Origin of the sequence: Streptomyces sp. NPDC049597 (assembly GCF_040675505.1) — a bacterium.
Classification (GTDB): Bacteria; Actinomycetota; Actinomycetes; order Streptomycetales; family Streptomycetaceae; genus Streptomyces.
The window spans coordinates 1-16,690 of sequence record NZ_JBFAOY010000050.1 but is presented as its reverse complement, the minus strand read 5'-3'; the positions used below and the strand labels follow the sequence as shown (position 1 = coordinate 16,690).

The window sequence follows — 16,690 nt, the reverse complement described above, 5'->3', positions numbered from 1 at the left end:
CCCCTCCTACGCGAACCACGCCTGATGCGATATTAGCCGTGGGGGAGAATTACCGTGATGCCGGGTACGGAGCCGATCTCGGCCAGGGCAAGTCCGGCCTCGTCCAGACCGACAGTCCTGGTGACCAGCAGATCCGGCCGCAGAATGCCAGCCGCCGCCATGTCCATCATTGCGGGATACGCATGCGCGGCCATGCCGTGGCTGCCCGAAACGACCAGCTCGTACGCCAGCACACGGTTCATCGACAGCCTGGTGAGCCCGCCGGCGGCCCGCACCTGGACATGCCGTCCGCGCCGTCGGAGGCTTCCGATCCCCAGCTCGGTACTGAAGGCGTGGCCCATGGCGTCGATCGACAGGTGGGCTCCCCCTCCTGTGATGTCCCGGACCGCGGCGGCGACCTCATCAACGGCCTCAGGGACGCCACGGGTGCTGCCGGGTGCCGCACCACTCGCAGGCATCCGGTGCACTTCGGCAGCGCCCAGTCGCTCGGCGATGGACAGTGCCTCGACACCGCTGTCCACCGCGACCACCCTGGCCCCGGCGGCCACGGCGATCATGACAGCCGAGAGCCCGATCCCGTCACATCCGTGGACCACCACCCACTCACCCGGTCGAACCGCGCCGACCTGGACCACGGCGCGGAAGGCGGTGGCGAATTGGCATCCCAGGCCCGCCGCAGCCGTGAACTCCATCGCCGTCGGCAGCCTGACCAGGTTGACATCGGCGTGCTCGATTGCCGCATACTCCGCGAACGAGCCCCACTGATGGAACCCCGGCTGAGTCTGCCGCTCGCACACCTGCTGCTCTCCAGCCGCGCACGCGCCGCAGCTCCCGCACGCACACACGAACGGCACGGTGACCCGGTCCCCAGGCCGCCATCTCGAGACCTGAGAGCCCACCGCCTCGACCACCCCTGCCAGCTCATGTCCTGGTACATGCGGGAGGAAGCGAATGTCCTGGTCGTGGCCTTGCCAGCCGTACCAATCGCTTCGGCACAGCCCTGCCGCCTCGACCTTGATCACTGCCCCGACAGGGGAGGGGGCAGGGTCGGGCACCTCACGGATCGAGAGCTCCTGGCCGAAAGCGTCGAAAACCAAAGCCTGCATACGCGCTGCTCCCCACGGTTGGCCCCGCTCGTGGCTGTGCGCCACAGGGTGCCCAGGATCCACATGCATTATCAGCTACTCAAGTACTGCTGTGTGATCATCCACCGACGCTGCCCCCACGTTGAGGGCTGCGGAGGCCAGAGCACTGCTCTACGGCTGGGCGCCGACCGTCTCGGGCACCGGCCTACCGACTTCAGCAGCCGCCGCTGCCCGCCGTCCGGCTGTCCGGAAGCCGACGCAGTCAAGGTGCCCTCGACAAGCAGTGAGGTCCTTTACGCGCCAGTCCCACTGGTCAGCCGGACGAGGGCCGCTCGGCTTGCCCCAACCGGCCAGATGAAGAACCCAGGTGATGATCACGGACAGGGCGATGACCGCGACGCCCGCGGCGCTCACAGGGCCGGATACAGCGACGATGCCAAGGCCAGCGACGCTGAACCCCATCGTTGCGATGGAGGGTCCGGTCCACCCAGCCACCGTGTGACCCATGTCTACATCACCATGTGCGCTCATCAATACTCCCAAAGCCTTGCCGGTGAGCCGCAGCTCGTACGTCGATGGAGAGCTTGGACCCCTGGAAGCTCTCAGCGCTTGAGTAGGAACTACTCACTCACGGACGAGAGCCAGGGCGCAGGAGCGGGTACAAGAACTTCCCCGCTGATTGAAATGCCGACTCAGATGCGACTGGTCAGAGAAGCCGGCCGCGGCCGCCACTTCTCCGGGTGGCTGCCCATCGCGCCGAAGGCGCCGCTGAACGCCCGTACCAGGTGCGTGGGGTGTCGTTCGGCAGCTTCGCGGCCCCGTCCAGGGTCACCCCTTGGAGCAGCCGTTCGTCGAGGAGTTCCCGCAGGCTGTGGGCTATACCGCGATGGGTCACCGGCAGGCGGGCAGACAAGCCGTGGCCGCAGGTGGTTGCGCAGCCGTTCACGGATGGGCGTGAGGCGGCTTTGCGCTTCCAGTTCGTCGCCCCTTTCCGCGAGTGCGGTGTGCAGGTGTCCGATACGTCGGCGCAGGAGGGAGCCGACGAGGTCGTTCGGGTAAGCCGTTGTGCGGCACCCGCGGCGGGAGTAGGGAACCGTGTCGTTCGGGGTACCGCGCTCGTGGCGGTTCAGGTCGGAGCGGACCACGCCGTCGTTGACGACGAGCAGTGTCCATACGTCGTGCACGTGCATCGGGTGCGCGTGCTCGGTGAAGTGGGCGGGGAAGACCTCCACCACACCCGGGACCCGCGGGCGCCACGCGGAAACCTGCTGCCGGGTCACCATGCAAGGAATGTACAAGACGTTGCGGCAGGGCGGTCGGCAGTCTCGGAGCATGACGACCGACAACGCTCCTGCACGTTTGACACCAAGATCGACTCCCTGTCATCGGCCGGGTAGGCCGGGAACGGTGACGCCCGCAGTCAGCAAGTAACCGGTATAGTTTCTCCATAGGGGTTACTGCGTAGAGAGGACAAGATGGAGTTCTCCCTCATCGACTACGCCAGGGGTGCGGCGGTCGCGACCGAGCTGGTCTGCACCTCACCCACCGTGCAGACGACTACCGGAGAAGCGCTGCCGGACGCCGACGCGCTGACAGTCTTTCTGAGCAGGCATGACCTTCGACCTGACGCTGTGACGGACGGACAGTCGCCGACCGGCGAAGACCTCACCCAAGTGCACCTGCTGCGCCGGGAACTGCGCGCGATCATGGAGACCGTCACGGCCGACGAGGCCGTCGCGGGCGCGGCCGTGCTGGTCGGACGCGCCGTCCCGGGACCGGTGCTGCGACGCGATGGCGAAGGCCGATGGCAGTGGTACGTGGCGACCGCGGCGGGCGCACCGCTCGCCGATGAGCTGGCGGCGTTCTTGGCCATCGGCCTCCTCGGCGTTGTCCGCACGCTCGGTCACGAGCGTTTCCGTAACTGCGCCGCCCCCGGCTGCCGCGGCGTGTTCGCCGACACCACCCGGGCTGGACGCCGCCGCTACTGCACGCCCGACCGGTGCGGCAACCGATTGAAGGCCGCCCGCCACCGCCGCCGGCAGCGGGAAGGATGTGAGGCTCGATGAGCAACGCACCACTGCCGGGCGCCCTCCAACTCCCGGACGGCTCCTGGGTCCGCGGGCGCGGCCTGCGCCACCCACTACCGGCCGGACTCGTGCCCGACTTCGGCCTCTACCTGGGATCCAGCCGACTGCGCCGCCGCCACGAGATAGGGCTGGCGTGGGAGTGCGCCTGGATCGAGTGGCCCGACTTCCTGCTGCCGCGCGACCGCGACCTGGCCGTGCGACATATCCACGCGCTGCACGAGCGGGCACGGGCCGGCGCAGCCGTCGAAGTCGCCTGCGGGGGCGGCATCGGCCGCACCGGAACCGTCATCGCCTGCCTGGCCACCCTGGCGGGGGTGTCGTCGGCGGACGCTGTTGCGTGGACGCGCAGGCACCATCACCACCGGGCCGTCGAGACACTGTGGCAACGCCGTTGGGTGGCTCGGTTCCCGGCCGACTGATTTCACAGCACGCGGGGGCCGCTAGGGGGCTGCTGGTGCCGTACCAGGCAATGTTGGCCCTCTCGGGTGGTCTGCGACGATGGGCTACATGGACGAGGAAGTCATTCCTTCTCCGCATCGAGGACGCTGCGGCGGGTCCCGGCCGACGGGCCGGATGCCGTCGCCGTACCACTTCCCTCCCCACTGGATGCCCCATGCACCACTTCCCCCTGGAACCCGACCGTGCCACGATGGCCGACATGGGCGGACTCGTTCTGGGTCGTGTCATTGACCGCACCGAGAAACTGTCCACCCGCCCCGCGAGCCCCATAGCGTTGCCGATTCTGATCCGCCGATGGCCGCGTACATCGAAGTGGTCGGCCTCCTGGGCGAAGTCTTCTCCCTGCTGGTCACCCATGACGCCTTTCCAAGGTTTAGGAATGTATCCCTCTTCTCTTAGTGCCTCTTTGGGATTGCCGTGGCCATTTGTGGGTCGCGAGAAGGAGTTGGGCGCCTTCGACGCCACCGTGCGGATCAGCGGAATGCGCGGCGTGCTCATGCTGGGTCCGGCGGGAGTCGGAAAGTCCCGGCTTGCTCGGGAATGCTGGGATCGGGCCGTGGACGCAGGATGGTCGGGCGCGCGCATGAAAGCGAGCGCGGCCGCCGCTTCCGTTCCTCTGGGAGCATTCGCGCATCTGCTTCCTTCCGGTGTTGACCTGTCCGACCCTCCGGCGGTGTTTCGTGCCGCGACCTCGTCCTTTCGGCCAGGCGGCGGGCGTCGGTTCCTGCTGCTGATCGATGACGTCCATCTACTCGACGCGACCTCGGCGATGCTGGTGTCCCAGCTGTTGGATGCGGCATCCGTCTTCCTCGTGGCGACCGCCCGCGACCACGTCCCGGCACCTGACGCCGTCGCCGCAATCGATCGAGCAGACGGTCTTCTCCGTATCAACGTGCCGCCGCTGGACAGCACCGCCACCGAGACGGTGCTGTCGGCGGTCCTGGGCGGGGTGGTCGAAAGGCGCACCGTCATCGCCCTCCAGGAGGCCGGAGAAGGCAATCCGCTGTTCCTTCGCGAGCTGGTCATAGGCGCCGTTGAGCAGGGCGATTTGATCAGCGAGGACCATGTGTGGCGCCTGACGGGCCCGGTCGCGGCGACCGCTTGCCTGACCCAGGAGATCCAGACGCGCGTGTCCGTCCTGCCGTCGGCCTGCTTGCGCCTCGTGGAACTGCTCTCGCTCGTCGGGCCCGTCGGCGTCGGGGAGCTCGAGGCACCGGACGACGAGGCGCTCGAAACCCTCGAGCGCACTGGCTTCATCCGGGTGCAGATGGTGGACCGACGCATCATGGTCGAACTCGCTCACCCGCTCTACGCCGAGGTCGTGCGGAGGAGGATTCCTGTCCTGCGCCAACGGCGCATCTTGAGCCGTCACATCGAACGTGTTCTGGCGTTCGGTGCTCGCCGCCAGAGCGACGTGCTCCGCATCGCTACCTGGCAGATCTCCGCAGGACTGCCCGCCGACCCCGGCCTTCTCGTCCATGCGGCCGGCCTGGCGCGTCACGGCCACGACTACCACCAGGTTCTGGGTTTGCTCGACGCCGTCCCCGACGGCCATCAGACGATCGACACGCGCCTGTTGAGGGGGGAGGCACTCTACCAACTCGGTCGGTACGAGCAGGCCGAGAGGACACTCGCCCATGCCTATGCCGTGGCGGTCTCCGACGAGGAACGCACCGCCGTCACCATTGAACGGACCCAGAACCTTTGTTGGGGCACCTGCGATCTTCCCAAGGCACTCGCCGTCAACCTCGAGGCGAGGACGCGGACGGGCGACGTCGCGCTGCGAGCGGCGCTGGGGGTCAACGAGGGCGCGATGCGCGTCCTTGCCGGCATGCCCGACCAGGGACTCCAGCAGCTGGAGGACATCGGCGATGCGGCCGATGACCGGGTCCGGTTGTACGGCCTGGGCATGAAGGTGCTTGGGCTTGCCACGGTCGGCCGAACCGCCGAGGCGGTAGAACTGGGTCAGCGGGTCCATGAGGAGCACCTGCGGGCCAGTGAGCACATCGTCATCCAGCACCATTCGGCCGCACTGTCGGCCTTGGCTCTTGCCCATGCCGCATCGGGCGACCTGCAGTCGGCGCGAGCGACCGCCGAAAGAGGTCATCAAGCGGCTGTGGGCGCGGGGGCGAAACAGCCCGGTGTCTGGCTGGCCTGGGGCCTGGCCCGCACCCATTGGCTGGCGGGTCGACCGGCGGATGCCCGGCGCTGGTATGCGGAGAGCCTGGCTCTGGCCAGGAGCGAGCCGGTACCGATCATTCTCAGACTGGCGGCGTCGGGCCTTGCCGCTGCATCCGCCGTCCTGGGGGATGAGGCGGGCGCCCGAAACGCCCTCGACGGGTTCGACAGCTATCCGAGATTCCCGTTCCTCAGTGGTGAGGACCGTCTCGGTGAGGCCTGGATCCTGGCGTCACAGGGACTTGTGCAGCCTGCCCAGGAGGTACTGCTGGAGGCCGCCGATCAGGCACGAGCCATGGGATACGTCACGTCCGAGATGCTGCTCCTCACGGAGGCTGCCCGCCTCGGGGCAGCAGACCGAGTCCACGCGCGCCTTCGCGTACTGGCGGCGCAGTCCGACGGACGTTTCGCCGCCGTCCGGTCGAGTTTCGCGACCGCGCTGGCCACACAGGACGCCGTCGCACTCGACCAGGTCGTCGAAGAACTACGGGAGACCGGGGCCTTTCTTCTCGCGGCCGAAGCCGCCGCGGCAGCAGCACACGGCCACGCCCGGAAGGGAGACGGCCGGCGCGCCGCCCGAGCGGCGACAGTCTCGGCCTCCCTGCGGGCGCATTGCCAAGGGGCCTGCAGCCCCGGCTTGGCGGGGGCTGCCGGTGCTGAACCGCTCACCGCGCGCCAGCGTGAGATCGCCCTCCTGGCGTCACGCGGCGTACAGAGCCAGGAGATTGCCAAGCACCTCGTGCTGTCCGTCCGAACCGTCGACAATCACCTGCAGCACATCTACCGGAAACTCGGCATCACGCGCCGCAGCCAACTGCCTTCAGCACTCGATCTCCTTCACCCCGGTCGTCCGAGCTGACGCGGTCGGGCGCAGACCGGCAAGAACCTCTCGGACCCGGACCGCTTCAGGTACTACGGCACCGGCTACTACCTGAAGCCGACCGACGAGATGTACGCGATCGACTCCTCCGACGCCTGGCAGGAGTGTTGCCGCCACACCCTCCTGGGACGCCACCGACCGCCTCGACGCCGGCACCGGACTCGACGCCGACGAGCGGGAGGCCCTCCTGGAACGCGTACGAACCTACGAGCGGGCCGCCGCCGAGCAGATGGAAAGGCTGCGGGTCGAGCTGGCCCTGGGCCGAGGACTTCGCCGCCACCCTGGGCGCTCGCCCGGAGCAGAACACTCCGGCCGCCTCTCGTCCGCCCCGGTCAGGTCGCTGGGGCACCGGCACCGCGTGCGCCTCCGACAGCCCCAAGTTTCGCCGTAGCTGTACGCGAACAGGGCCGGCCCGCGCCGGGCGGTGGCGCCCTGTGCCCAGTCGTCGGTTTGGCTGCCCTGTGGTCCCCGACGGGAAGCGGCGACGGAGCGGGAGCGGCCACTCTGCAGTCAGGGTGGACGACGCCGAGCCCGGAGCGGGACACGGAGCCGAAGTGCATGGGTGATACTCAAAGCGCTGATGCAGCCCGGAGGCCCGAGGCCGTCGCGAGGCGCCGGCTCCGTGCCCGGGGCTCACGGCCGCGCTGGAACCGGGAGCAGTGGATCGGACGTGAACGGGTCAGCATCGTGAACCGGCGCTGCCGGGCGCCGGGAAAAGCGATGGATGACGAGCCCGTCACTGAGCTCATACTGGCTCGGCGCGGACAGGAAGATGCCCACAGGGGGAGCGACGATGAACGTGAATGCCTTGCTACGGCAGTGGCCGCTGGTGGGGCGCGCACCCCAGCTCGCGGCGTTCGACCAGGTGGTGGCCGACCCGGAGTACACCGGCTTCCTCATCCACGGCACCGCCGGAGTGGGCAAGTCCCGGCTGGCCCAGGAGTGCCTCGCCCGGGCGGCGCAGGCCGGTCGCCCGACCGGCAGCGCGGTGGCCACTGCCGCGGCGGCGCAGATACCGCTCGGTGCCATCGCCCACCTGCTGCCCGACGGAGTAGATCTGTCGGAGCCGGTCTCGGCTTTCGCAACGGTGCGCCGGCTGATGGCGGGTACATCGGGGCAACGGTCCCCAGTGGTGGTGATGATCGACGACCTGCAACTGCTGGACACGACCTCCACGATTCTGCTGCGGCAACTGATGGACGCTCGCGTGATCTTCCTTCTGGCCACGGTACGTACGGGCGAGTCCCGCAGTGACGCGGTGGCCGCCCTGGGGCGTGGGGACGCGGTGCATCAGGTGGAACTGGACCAGTTCGGATGGCAGGAGGTCGACACGCTGCTTCAGCGAGTGCTCGAAGGGCCCGTCAACATGAAGTCAAGTTACCAGATGTACGCCGTGAGCGGCGGCAATCCGCTCTTCCTGCGCGAGCTGGTACAGGGCGCGCTCGCTGCCGGAACCCTCGCCAGCGACGGGGAGATCTGGGAGCTGGCCGCGACCGACAAGCTGCATGTCACTCGACAGCTGACCGACCTGATCCGGCACCGGCTGGCGGCCACCACCGCAACCGGCCGCCAGGTGCTCGACACCCTGGCGCTCTGCGAACCCATGTCCTTGGCGCATCTGGAGTCCGACGCAGGGGCAGAGATCCTCCATGAACTGGAAGACTCCGGGCTTGTCACCGCCTTGCAGGACAGGCGGCGCACATCGCTGCGCCTGGCCCACCCCCTGTACGGAGAGGTACTCCGGGCCGACATGACTGCTGTGCGCCGCCGGGAGATTCTGCTGCACCAGGCCTCCGTGTTGGAGAAGACGGGGGCCCGCCGCAGAGAGGACGCGATGCAGCTGGCTTCCTATCAACTGGCGGCCACGGGCACCGCCGACCGCGTGCTGCTCGCCCAGGCAGCAGCCCTGGCCCTGTACGCCCGAGACCACTCCCGCGCGCTGGAGTTCCTCCGCGCCGTACCCGAGGAGGGCCGCACCCTCGGCGAGCTGCTCCTGCTCGGGAAAGCGCTGCACGCGGAAGGGAATTGCGGACAGTCGAAGGCAGTCCTTGCCGCCGCCGACACCCTGGCCGAGAGCGAGCCGGAAGCACTGGCGGTGGCACTCTTGCGCACGCAGAACCTGATCTGGGGTGAAGGAGCGCCTCTTCACGTCGCGCTCGCCGCCAACGACTGCGCTCGCGACCGGGTGGTCAGCCCGTTCGGCCTGCGTGTGCTCAGGACCAACGAGGCGGCCATCCGTGTCAGCGTGGGCGACTTCGCGGGTAGCCTGGCCCTCCTCGATGACGTGGAGACCGATGCGGCACAGGCCCCCGACGTGCAGCTGTGGCTCATGGCCGCGACGGGGAAGGCGGCTGCGCTCACCTTCCTTGGCAGGGGGGCGGAGGGGACCGTCTGGGCGGAGCGCGCCGTGGAGGTGTGTGCCGCCACCAGTGTCGACAAGTTCGCGATGGCCACGGACGATGCGGCGGTCAAGTCGGTACTGGTCCTGGCGCTGACGGAGAGCGGGCGGTTGGCCGAGGCCCGGTCCCTGGCCGCGCGGACGTTCGCCGAGCTGGGTGACGTGCCCGCGGCCCCGCAGCGCATGCTGCTGGCCTTCCACCTGGGCCGGAACTACTGGCTGGCGGGGTGTCCTGGGTCGGCACGCCGCTGGTACGCCGAAGTCGCCCGGGCCAGCCGTCCCGGAACCATGATCGGCCGGACTCTGGCGCTGTGCGGCGTGGCGGCGTCCGCCGCGCTGCTCGGCGATGCCTCCTCGGCGGAAGCGGCGCTGGTGGAGCATGCCCGTGTGGCTCGTTCGGTGTACATACCCGAGGAACGGCTCGGGGACGCATGGCTGCATGCCGCCCGCGGCGAGCTGGAGCTCGCCTGCAAAGTGCTTGAATCAGCCGGGCGGGATGCCAGGGAGCGAGGCCAAACCGCGTTCGAGGTGATCCTGCTCACCGATCTGGCCAGAATGGGCAGGGCGAAGGACGTTGCGGACCGGATGGCCGAACTGGCCCTGCTGTGCGATGGGCCCTTCTCCGCGGCGCGTGCCGAGTTGGTCGCGGCTCTGGCCGCCGAGGATGCGGAACGGCTGCTCGACGTCACCGACCAACTGGAGACGGTGGGAGCAAACCTGCTGGCGGCCGAAGCGGCGAACGCTGCCGCGATGCTGTGGAGCAGAGGGGGACACGCGCGTCGTTCCGCCGCCGCTGCCGCGCGCTCGGCGGCCAACGCGGAAAAGTGCGAGGGGGCACTCTCCCCTTTTCTCATGCCGGCCGTGGCGACCGTGCCGCTCACCCGCCGCGAACGGGAGATCGCGCTCCTCGCGTCCAAGGGCCTGACGAGCAAGGACATCGCGGCGCGGCTGAGCGTGTCGAACCGCACGGTCGACAACCACCTCCAGCGCGTCTACGCCAAGCTCGGCATCACCAGCCGACGGGAACTGGTCGAGCGGCTGAACGGCTGACCTGCAGCAGGCGCTGCCGCGGCCTGTCGCCAGGCGGGTTGCATCTGGGCCTTGCCCTTGCCGTGATTGCGGGCGGGCGGTTGATGGTTGTGCTGGTACGGCACGATCACGAACATCGCGTTGCCCAGCATTCGGAGCGACCTCGGTGTGTCCGCGTCGAATCCGACCTGGGTGGTCAACTCCCATGCGTCGGCGCCCGGCGGGTGACCGGCCGCACCGTGTCATCCTAGCCGTTCGCCTGCGGCGTTCTGCAACGGCGGGCACGGCGGGCACGGCGGGCACGGCGGGCACGGCGGAGCCTTGCTCGAGCGCCCTTGGGCGCCCCGGGGCCTGAAGCGATCCGGCCGCCGTGCTCGGTGTGTGCACGGCGGCCGGACGGAAGGCTTGCGGCTGCCACGGGCCCGGCGGTGGCAACAGGCTGCGCGGTTACATCGGGATCTCGACGATGTTGATGTCCCGTACGCCGCCCCAGCACCAGCCAGCCGTCGTGGAGGACCAAGCGCCGGCAGGGCCGTTGACGACACTGCTCCACGAGACACTTCCGTCGGTGCAGGTGACCTTCGCTTGCCACTTGCTCCACGAGGGGTTGCTGCTGGGGGTCCAGCAGGACGGAGCTCCCCGCGTGTACCCGAGCGTCGTGGTGGTCCACAGGTCGCAGGTAAGTCCGTAGTACGGCTTGAAGACACGGGTCCCCGGGGCCGCGGCGGAAGCGGCCGGAGCCGTGGCGACCACTCCGCCCAGGGCGATGGCCGCGGTGGTGAGTGCGATGCCGGTCCTCTGCGCGAACGTGCGCATGATGTCTCCTGTCGTTGTGATTTCTTCTTGAGCGGCGCGGGGTCGCCCGCGCCTGTCCGTGGGGGCTGTCCAGGCCGGAAGCAGCAGGCCCGCTGCCCGTTGGCGCACACCGGAGTGACGTCCGGGTACACGGTCCTGTCGCGCGTGGGGGCGGCGGAGACTCTGCTGAGGGCGGTCTCCTGCTCCCACCGGGCGAAGGCAATCGCTGTGCACCCCGTTCGGAAGCGTGATCGTGACGTTCCGTGTGGACCCGCTGCCGCAGACAGTGACGGGCCGGGATGACCGCGCTTCCGCGTCCCGGGCGCGCCCTGGGCGAGGAGCCGCAGCAGGCCCGTTGGCTGTTGCGGAGAGCCGGGCCGGGTCCCGCCGGACCGCCGCGTTGCGCCGTGTCAGAAGATCCAGTTCGTCATCTGGAACGGGCCGAACCGGTACGCCATTGTGTCGTAGTACGAATAATCGGTCAGGGGGTACACCTGCACGTACATCCTGCCTGAGAAAGTAGTGAGAGTCGGTCGTGTTCCTGACCTCGACCGAGCACTTCTTGCTATAGGTGTTGGCCCCGTCTATGCAAACCCGCGTGCTCAGCGCCGGCTTCAGGTTCTCCCGAGCCGGGCAGGACACCGCAGCATTGGCGGTTCCGGTGGACCTGACAGCGCTGTCGTGGCAAGGGCGGAAACGATGAGCGAGGAAGCAAGCCGACGTCGGGTTGAAGAAGTCACGTCATTCCCTTCGATCAGAGAAACGAATTAGGCGCGGGGCTCTCTTCCGCGGACGCTACGCCGGAGTTCGCAGTGCGCTCGGCTGTCGTCGCCCGGCGATCTCGATTGCCCTGAAACTATCGGGGCCGTCTCCGAGGGGGCGAGAGTACTTGTTGCTCACATCAGGCATCGCTGTGCACCGAATTGACGTATCGTCAATGAATCACAGTCATGGCGTATCCGCGCGATGACAGCTGAAGCACGCCCGCGGGTTCCTCGGCGTCAACCGAGCGGGTGCGACTCTGTCCGGCCCGACGCCGCCACTGCGCCCTTCAGTGCCTGTACGCGGCAACGCGCCCTGCTTGAAAGCGCTTGGGAGTTCACGCGGGGTGCATTCACCCCACTGTCTTGTGCGCGCGTCCTGGGGGTTCGAGGCAAGGACATGCCTGCCTGCGGTCGGATCACCCTCCCTCGTGGTGTGTGGACGGTGCGCCGCGAGCTGCCTGGTCTTGAGTCGGAAGGACATCGCGTTCCGTGACCGGACGGGCCCGGCACATCTCCTGTCGCCGCGGCGTCGACGAATCGCTCCAACCCCTGGGGTCGGTCCCCGAGGAGAAAAGATTCGGCTCTATGAGTTCCAGCTCCATGACCACAGGATTCCTGGCCTCGTCCAGGGCCAGGTTGACGGCCGGACTGCCGGGGCCGTCGCTTCCCGATCCGTCGACGGCCGCGTTGCGGCAGGCCCGGCGCCGACTGGGGGCAGCACCGCTGGCCCTGCTCTTCGACCGGTTATGGGGCCCGCTGGGCACAGCGGACACGATGGGAGTGTTCTGGCGGGGTCTGCGGCTGGTGGCCAGCCTGGGACGGGACCTGTCCTGAGGTGGCCGACAGCTCGACCAACGTCACCCATTTCAGCAGGCATGGTGTCCACACCACCCGCCCGGCCATCCTCAGGTGCGGCTGACGGCCCTGTCACCGGCAGGTGGTGACCCGGTTGGCGAGGGAGATTCGTCCTGCAACGCTGGCTCTTCGTAAGGGTGATGAGGATGCTGCGGGAAAGGGTCCGCACAACCACCGCTCGCTAGCAGAGCGAACAGCCGGTGTCTGCCGTGGTCGGGGTCTGAGGAACATCGCTGTCAGATCGTGCGCTAAGCCTCCGTCGGAGCTGGTGGGCGGCTGACGGCGCGTCGGCGGCGGGACCAGCACAGGTAACACCCCAATATCCGTGGGAGCTTGTTGCGTCACCTGCGGTGACGTTCTCCAGCGCTGCGCGAAGCGACCCTCTTGTCTGCGGCAAGGAAGAGTGGTGCCCACCGTCGTGCAGCTGCCAACCGGGAAGGCGTTGACCGTCCGGGCGGCGGCCGACGTGTTCCTTGGTTCGCTCGACAACCCGAACACGGTCCGGAACTACGGGATCGGGGTGGGCAAGACCGCCGAGTGGATTGGTCAGGGCAGACTGCTGGCGTCGATTGCGGACGACGAGATCGGCGAGGTCCTCGACCTGCTCTGGGGCAGGACGACGGTCAACACACCAGGAACTCCTGCCGGGCTGCGGTGCTGTCCTGGCTCGGTTGGTGCCGCGAGCGGGGATACGAGGGGCCGTCGGTCCCCGCCCGGGCGAAGCGGCTGGCGGTGCCGGACTCCGAAACTCCAGTCCGCTCGAAGATGGCGATTGATCGGCTGATCGCCCGCTGGGAGGTGCACTTGCGGGAGAAGACGCTGTGGCGGATGCTCCACGAGACTTCGGGACGGGCGGAGGAGATCCTGGTCGTCAACATCGAGGACCTGGACTTCGCCGGGCGCCGTTGCGGGTGAAGGCGAAGGGCGCCCGGGGCAAGCTTTGCCGTCGCGGCCAGGTCCGTGAGGACTACGTGCAGGAGACCTTGTACTGGGACGCCGGCACCGCCGGCTCCGGCCGCGGCTGTTGAAGGGCCGTACCCCGCGGGCCCGTGTTTGTCACCGATCGCCGCCCGGGGCCGGGCAAGGTCGTCAGCCCGCGTGACGTGTGCCCGGATACCGGGCTCGGCAAGCTGTCGTACGGGCAGGCCCGCGTCCTGCTGGACGATCACACCGCGCTGCGTGGGCCCGGCACGGGCTGGGACCTGCACGAGTACCGCCACTCTGCGCTGACCCACCTCGGCGAGGCGGGGGCGGGCCTGCTGATGCTGATGGCCAAGTCCCGGCACAAGAAGCCGGAGACCTGCGCCGGTACTTCAAGCCGTCTCCAGAGGCGATCGCCGAGGTGACCAGCCTGCTCGCCCCGGGCGATAGCCGACGCTGAACTGCATTGTGATAGTGCAGAACGGTTCTGTTTGGTCTGCTGGTGGTTCCGTGCCTATGAGGGAGGAAACCACCAGCAGAATGGCACTACGACTGCTTCCGGCCCCGCTGTCAGGATCCGTGGATGCACTCGGGGCCGTTGCCGGGCCACAGTGAAACGGAGTAGCCGGAGACCTGCTTGGGGTCATTAAAGAGGAAGGTCAGTGTTTCATCGGCGGGGATTCCCTTGGGGCTGATGTAGACCACGTCCTTGCCGTGCTCGACCTCCGATCGGATGGCCTTGTCGAGCTTGCCGCCGGGATCGGCGGGAATGGGCTTACCAGACTTCGGCGTGGAGGAGCTGGCAGTTTCATCGTCGGTTGCCGCTGGGGGGCAGTTGGGGTCGGTCACGATGACTTTGGCACGCACGCCCATGCGGGCCAGGTCACGCTGAAAGCCTTCAACGTTTATCTTGCCTTCAGTCCTTCCGGTGATGATCTTGACCTCGCCGGAAGGCTCCCGTTGCAGGGTGTAGGCGACGGTGGAGATCCGGTTGAGGGAGCTATCAGTCTTGGGCGAGGAGTCATCGCCGGCGACGGCCGACCCGCCACCACCGCCCGGGTTCACAACGAGAACGGCGGCGGCGACCGAGGCAGCGAGGCCGGCGGTCAGCCCGACCGGGACCCACCCCCTGCGGCCGGCCCGCCCGGAGCGGCGCGCGGCTTCCTCCGCAGCTGCCGCGTCGTGTGCTCGCTGTTCGACGTGGTTCTTCAGCTCATGCATCAATCGCTCCTCGAAGCGTCCGGGGTTCATGGGGTGACCTCCAGTGGGGGCGCAAGGGACGGAGTGGAGTCTGGGGCTGTCTGCGCGGACAACGCGCGCCGCATGGCGCTGCGGGCGCGGTGGAGCCTGACGCGGGCAGCCACCGCCTTGATTTCCAACGCGGCGGCGGCCTCGGCGATGGTCAGGCCGTCGACCGCGACCAACTCGAGCACGGCCCGCTGGCCCGCCGGCAGCGTGGCCATCGCGTCCAACAGGCCGTGGCAGGCCTGTTCGGCGTCGATGCGTTCTTCCAGCCGGGCGATGTCGTCGTTCTCCAGCAGCCGATGACCGGATATCCGGCTCTCGGCCGCGGACAAACGGGCCGCCCTGCGGTCCTCGGCCGCAGCCACGTTCCGCGCGATGCCGTGCAGCCACGCCACAGGACTGCCCAGTTCCTCCCGGTAACCGGAAGCCGCCGAGATTGCCGCCAGGAACACGTCGGCCACCAGATCAGCCGCGGCAAACGGATCACGGCTGCGCCGGGCCGCGTACCGCAGCATCGTCTGCACGTGCTCGCGATAGAACGCCTCGAACGCCTCTGGATCCTCACCGATCCGCGCTACCTGGTAACCGCCTGGCGGGTGTCTCACATCGACTCCTTCTTTCTCCCCGTCCCTTTCACTTCCTCTTGTCGCTTCACGGCCAGTGCGTTACACGTCGGCTTCGAAGACGTTCTGCGGCAGCTGGTGGCGTGGGGCACTGCCTTTGTCGTGCTGTGCCAGGACTGGCGATTCAGTTGGCCACAGGGCGCGCCTCGGTATCGCACGCAAGAACGACTGCCAGCCCGCTGGCCGCAGGTCATCTATGCCGCTGCGGCAACGATTATTTCGGTATGCAGGGTGGCAGGCGTAGCCGGCTCTGACACCAGGGCCGCACGCCCGTTCCGCAGAGTCGAGCGCCAAATCTTGCTGAACGCCCCTTCGTCTGCTGTTGTGCGAAAGCTCAGGACCTGCACAGACGCTCCAGTCATGGCAGCAGGAACCGGGTTCCTTAACTCTCGTTCGCGTTCCTGTCCCGCAGCGGTCGCAGACCTCCGGGCAGGGGGCAGCTGGAAAGAATGGTGCCAGGTCCGTGAGCGGGCCCGCCGATTAGAGGACCCCGACCCTGATGATGCTGGACACGCAGAGTGGCCACCTGGCCGCCGGGTCCCCGCCTCCACGACCGGCCGTGACGCCGCGAAACGGGTGCCGGACCGCAAGCGGGGCCTGGCCGTGGTGCTCGGCCTGGTCATCGTCGTCAGCATGCTGGCCGCGAGCGCGCACGACAACGCCGCGGGCATCGCCTGCTCGACCAGGTCGCCGAGACCGCCGGCGGCACCGTCGAGAAGGCGCCGGTCGGCTAGTAGTGCTTTGTTAGGTGGTGTCGTAGGGCTGCCATGGCACGGTTTGCCGGCAGGTGGGGCAGGTGCCGGTCCAGGTGGCGATGAGGTGCTGGAGGAGGTCCAGGGCCTGGTAGAGAGTCAGGCCCTGGCAGGGGCTTTTGGGCTGCTCCGCTGCTCGGTCAGGAACAGGTGGGCGGCGGTGACCAGGGTGACGTGCCGGTGCCGGCCGATGAACGAGCGGCCCTCGAAGTGGTCCAGCCCCAGGGCGGTCTTCAGCTCGCGGTAGTCGTGCTCGATCCGCCACCGGGCTTTCGCCAGACGGACGAGATCCTTGGCGGGGATGTCGGCGGGCAGGTTCGAGATCCAGTACTTCACCGGCTCCGCCTCACCCTCGGGCCACTGCGCGATCAGCCAGACCAGCGGGATCGTCCCGTCCGCGGCCGGCTTCGGGCGGCGGCCCGCGAGGCGGACCCGCAGGAGCACGAAGTGCGAGCTCATCGCCGCCTTCGAGCCCTTGCGCCAGGTCAGGGTCCGACCTCGGCTGCGACCAGCGTCCATCACATGGTGTCGGCGTACACGTGAACGTGCATGGCCGCGTACGGATGAACGTGCAGGGTTCCTGAGGTGCTGAGGTTCGGGATTCGGCACTCTGCTGCCT

Annotated in this window: 9 protein-coding genes and 6 pseudogenes; 8 read left to right on the top strand and 7 right to left on the bottom strand. The window is 68.4% G+C overall.

Going from position 1 to position 16,690, the window contains the following annotated elements; translation table 11 throughout:
• Positions 1–32: 32 nt before the first annotated feature.
• The 3 genes and pseudogenes from AB0K02_RS32020 to AB0K02_RS32010 all read right to left on the bottom strand — a co-directional run bounded on the left by AB0K02_RS32020 (position 33) and on the right by AB0K02_RS32010 (position 2,368).
• On the bottom strand, positions 33–1,106 hold the full coding sequence (locus AB0K02_RS32020) for an alcohol dehydrogenase catalytic domain-containing protein (protein ID WP_365996121.1): 1,074 nt from the start codon (positions 1,104–1,106) through the stop codon (positions 33–35).
• A gap of 150 nt (positions 1,107–1,256) precedes the next feature.
• On the bottom strand, positions 1,257–1,592 hold the full coding sequence (locus tag AB0K02_RS32015; protein WP_365996120.1) for an HGxxPAAW family protein: 336 nt from the start codon (positions 1,590–1,592) through the stop codon (positions 1,257–1,259).
• A 117-nt stretch (positions 1,593–1,709) separates the two neighbouring features.
• Positions 1,710–2,368: pseudogene (locus AB0K02_RS32010) on the bottom strand (AraC family ligand binding domain-containing protein).
• Positions 2,369–2,560: 192 nt separating this feature from the next.
• Between AB0K02_RS32010 and AB0K02_RS32005 the strand changes: the two are divergent.
• The 5 genes and pseudogenes from AB0K02_RS32005 to AB0K02_RS31985 all read left to right on the top strand — a co-directional run bounded on the left by AB0K02_RS32005 (position 2,561) and on the right by AB0K02_RS31985 (position 10,137).
• Positions 2,561–3,151: a CGNR zinc finger domain-containing protein gene (locus AB0K02_RS32005; RefSeq protein ID WP_365996119.1), complete on the top strand. Its 591-nt coding sequence runs from the start codon at positions 2,561–2,563 to the stop codon at positions 3,149–3,151.
• Positions 3,148–3,591 carry a protein-tyrosine phosphatase family protein gene (locus AB0K02_RS32000; RefSeq protein WP_365996118.1) on the top strand — a complete coding sequence of 148 codons (444 nt, stop codon included), beginning with the start codon at positions 3,148–3,150 and terminating at the stop codon, positions 3,589–3,591. The genes AB0K02_RS32005 and AB0K02_RS32000 overlap by 4 nt, the downstream gene beginning before the upstream one ends.
• Before the next feature lie 50 nt (positions 3,592–3,641).
• Positions 3,642–6,668 carry a LuxR C-terminal-related transcriptional regulator gene (locus AB0K02_RS31995; protein ID WP_365996136.1) on the top strand — a complete coding sequence of 1,009 codons (3,027 nt, stop codon included), beginning with the start codon at positions 3,642–3,644 and terminating at the stop codon, positions 6,666–6,668.
• 148 nt (positions 6,669–6,816) lie between these two features.
• Positions 6,817–6,991 (top strand): annotated as a pseudogene (locus AB0K02_RS31990) (MerR family transcriptional regulator); the annotation flags it as partial.
• A 491-nt stretch (positions 6,992–7,482) separates the two neighbouring features.
• Positions 7,483–10,137, top strand: a complete 2,655-nt coding sequence (locus tag AB0K02_RS31985) for a LuxR C-terminal-related transcriptional regulator (protein ID WP_365996117.1) — start codon at positions 7,483–7,485, stop codon at positions 10,135–10,137.
• A gap of 426 nt (positions 10,138–10,563) precedes the next feature.
• Here AB0K02_RS31985 and AB0K02_RS31980 read toward each other — a convergent pair whose 3' ends face one another.
• Positions 10,564–10,932 (bottom strand): hypothetical protein, encoded by a 369-nt coding sequence (locus tag AB0K02_RS31980; RefSeq protein ID WP_365996116.1) that lies wholly within the window; start codon positions 10,930–10,932, stop codon positions 10,564–10,566.
• 1,379 nt (positions 10,933–12,311) lie between these two features.
• Here AB0K02_RS31980 and AB0K02_RS31975 point away from each other — a divergent pair.
• Together AB0K02_RS31975 and AB0K02_RS31970 are read left to right on the top strand one after the other, a co-directional pair.
• A pseudogene (locus tag AB0K02_RS31975) lies at positions 12,312–12,522 on the top strand (transposase domain-containing protein); the annotation flags it as partial.
• Positions 12,523–12,936: 414 nt separating this feature from the next.
• Positions 12,937–13,911: pseudogene (locus tag AB0K02_RS31970) on the top strand (site-specific integrase).
• Between the two features lie 110 nt (positions 13,912–14,021).
• On the opposite strand, the gene AB0K02_RS31965 reads toward AB0K02_RS31970, so the two are convergent.
• Positions 14,022–14,672, bottom strand: coding sequence for a hypothetical protein (locus tag AB0K02_RS31965; RefSeq protein ID WP_365996115.1), 651 nt, complete (start codon positions 14,670–14,672; stop codon positions 14,022–14,024).
• A 26-nt stretch (positions 14,673–14,698) separates the two neighbouring features.
• Positions 14,699–15,301 (bottom strand): RNA polymerase sigma factor, encoded by a 603-nt coding sequence (locus AB0K02_RS31960; RefSeq protein ID WP_365996114.1) that lies wholly within the window; start codon positions 15,299–15,301, stop codon positions 14,699–14,701.
• Between the two features lie 471 nt (positions 15,302–15,772).
• Between AB0K02_RS31960 and AB0K02_RS31955 the strand changes: the two are divergent.
• Positions 15,773–16,047: pseudogene (locus tag AB0K02_RS31955) on the top strand (IS5/IS1182 family transposase); the annotation flags it as partial.
• Positions 16,048–16,170: 123 nt separating this feature from the next.
• Here AB0K02_RS31955 and AB0K02_RS31950 read toward each other — a convergent pair.
• A pseudogene (locus AB0K02_RS31950) lies at positions 16,171–16,560 on the bottom strand (transposase); the annotation flags it as partial.
• Between the last annotated feature and the right edge of the window lie 130 nt (positions 16,561–16,690).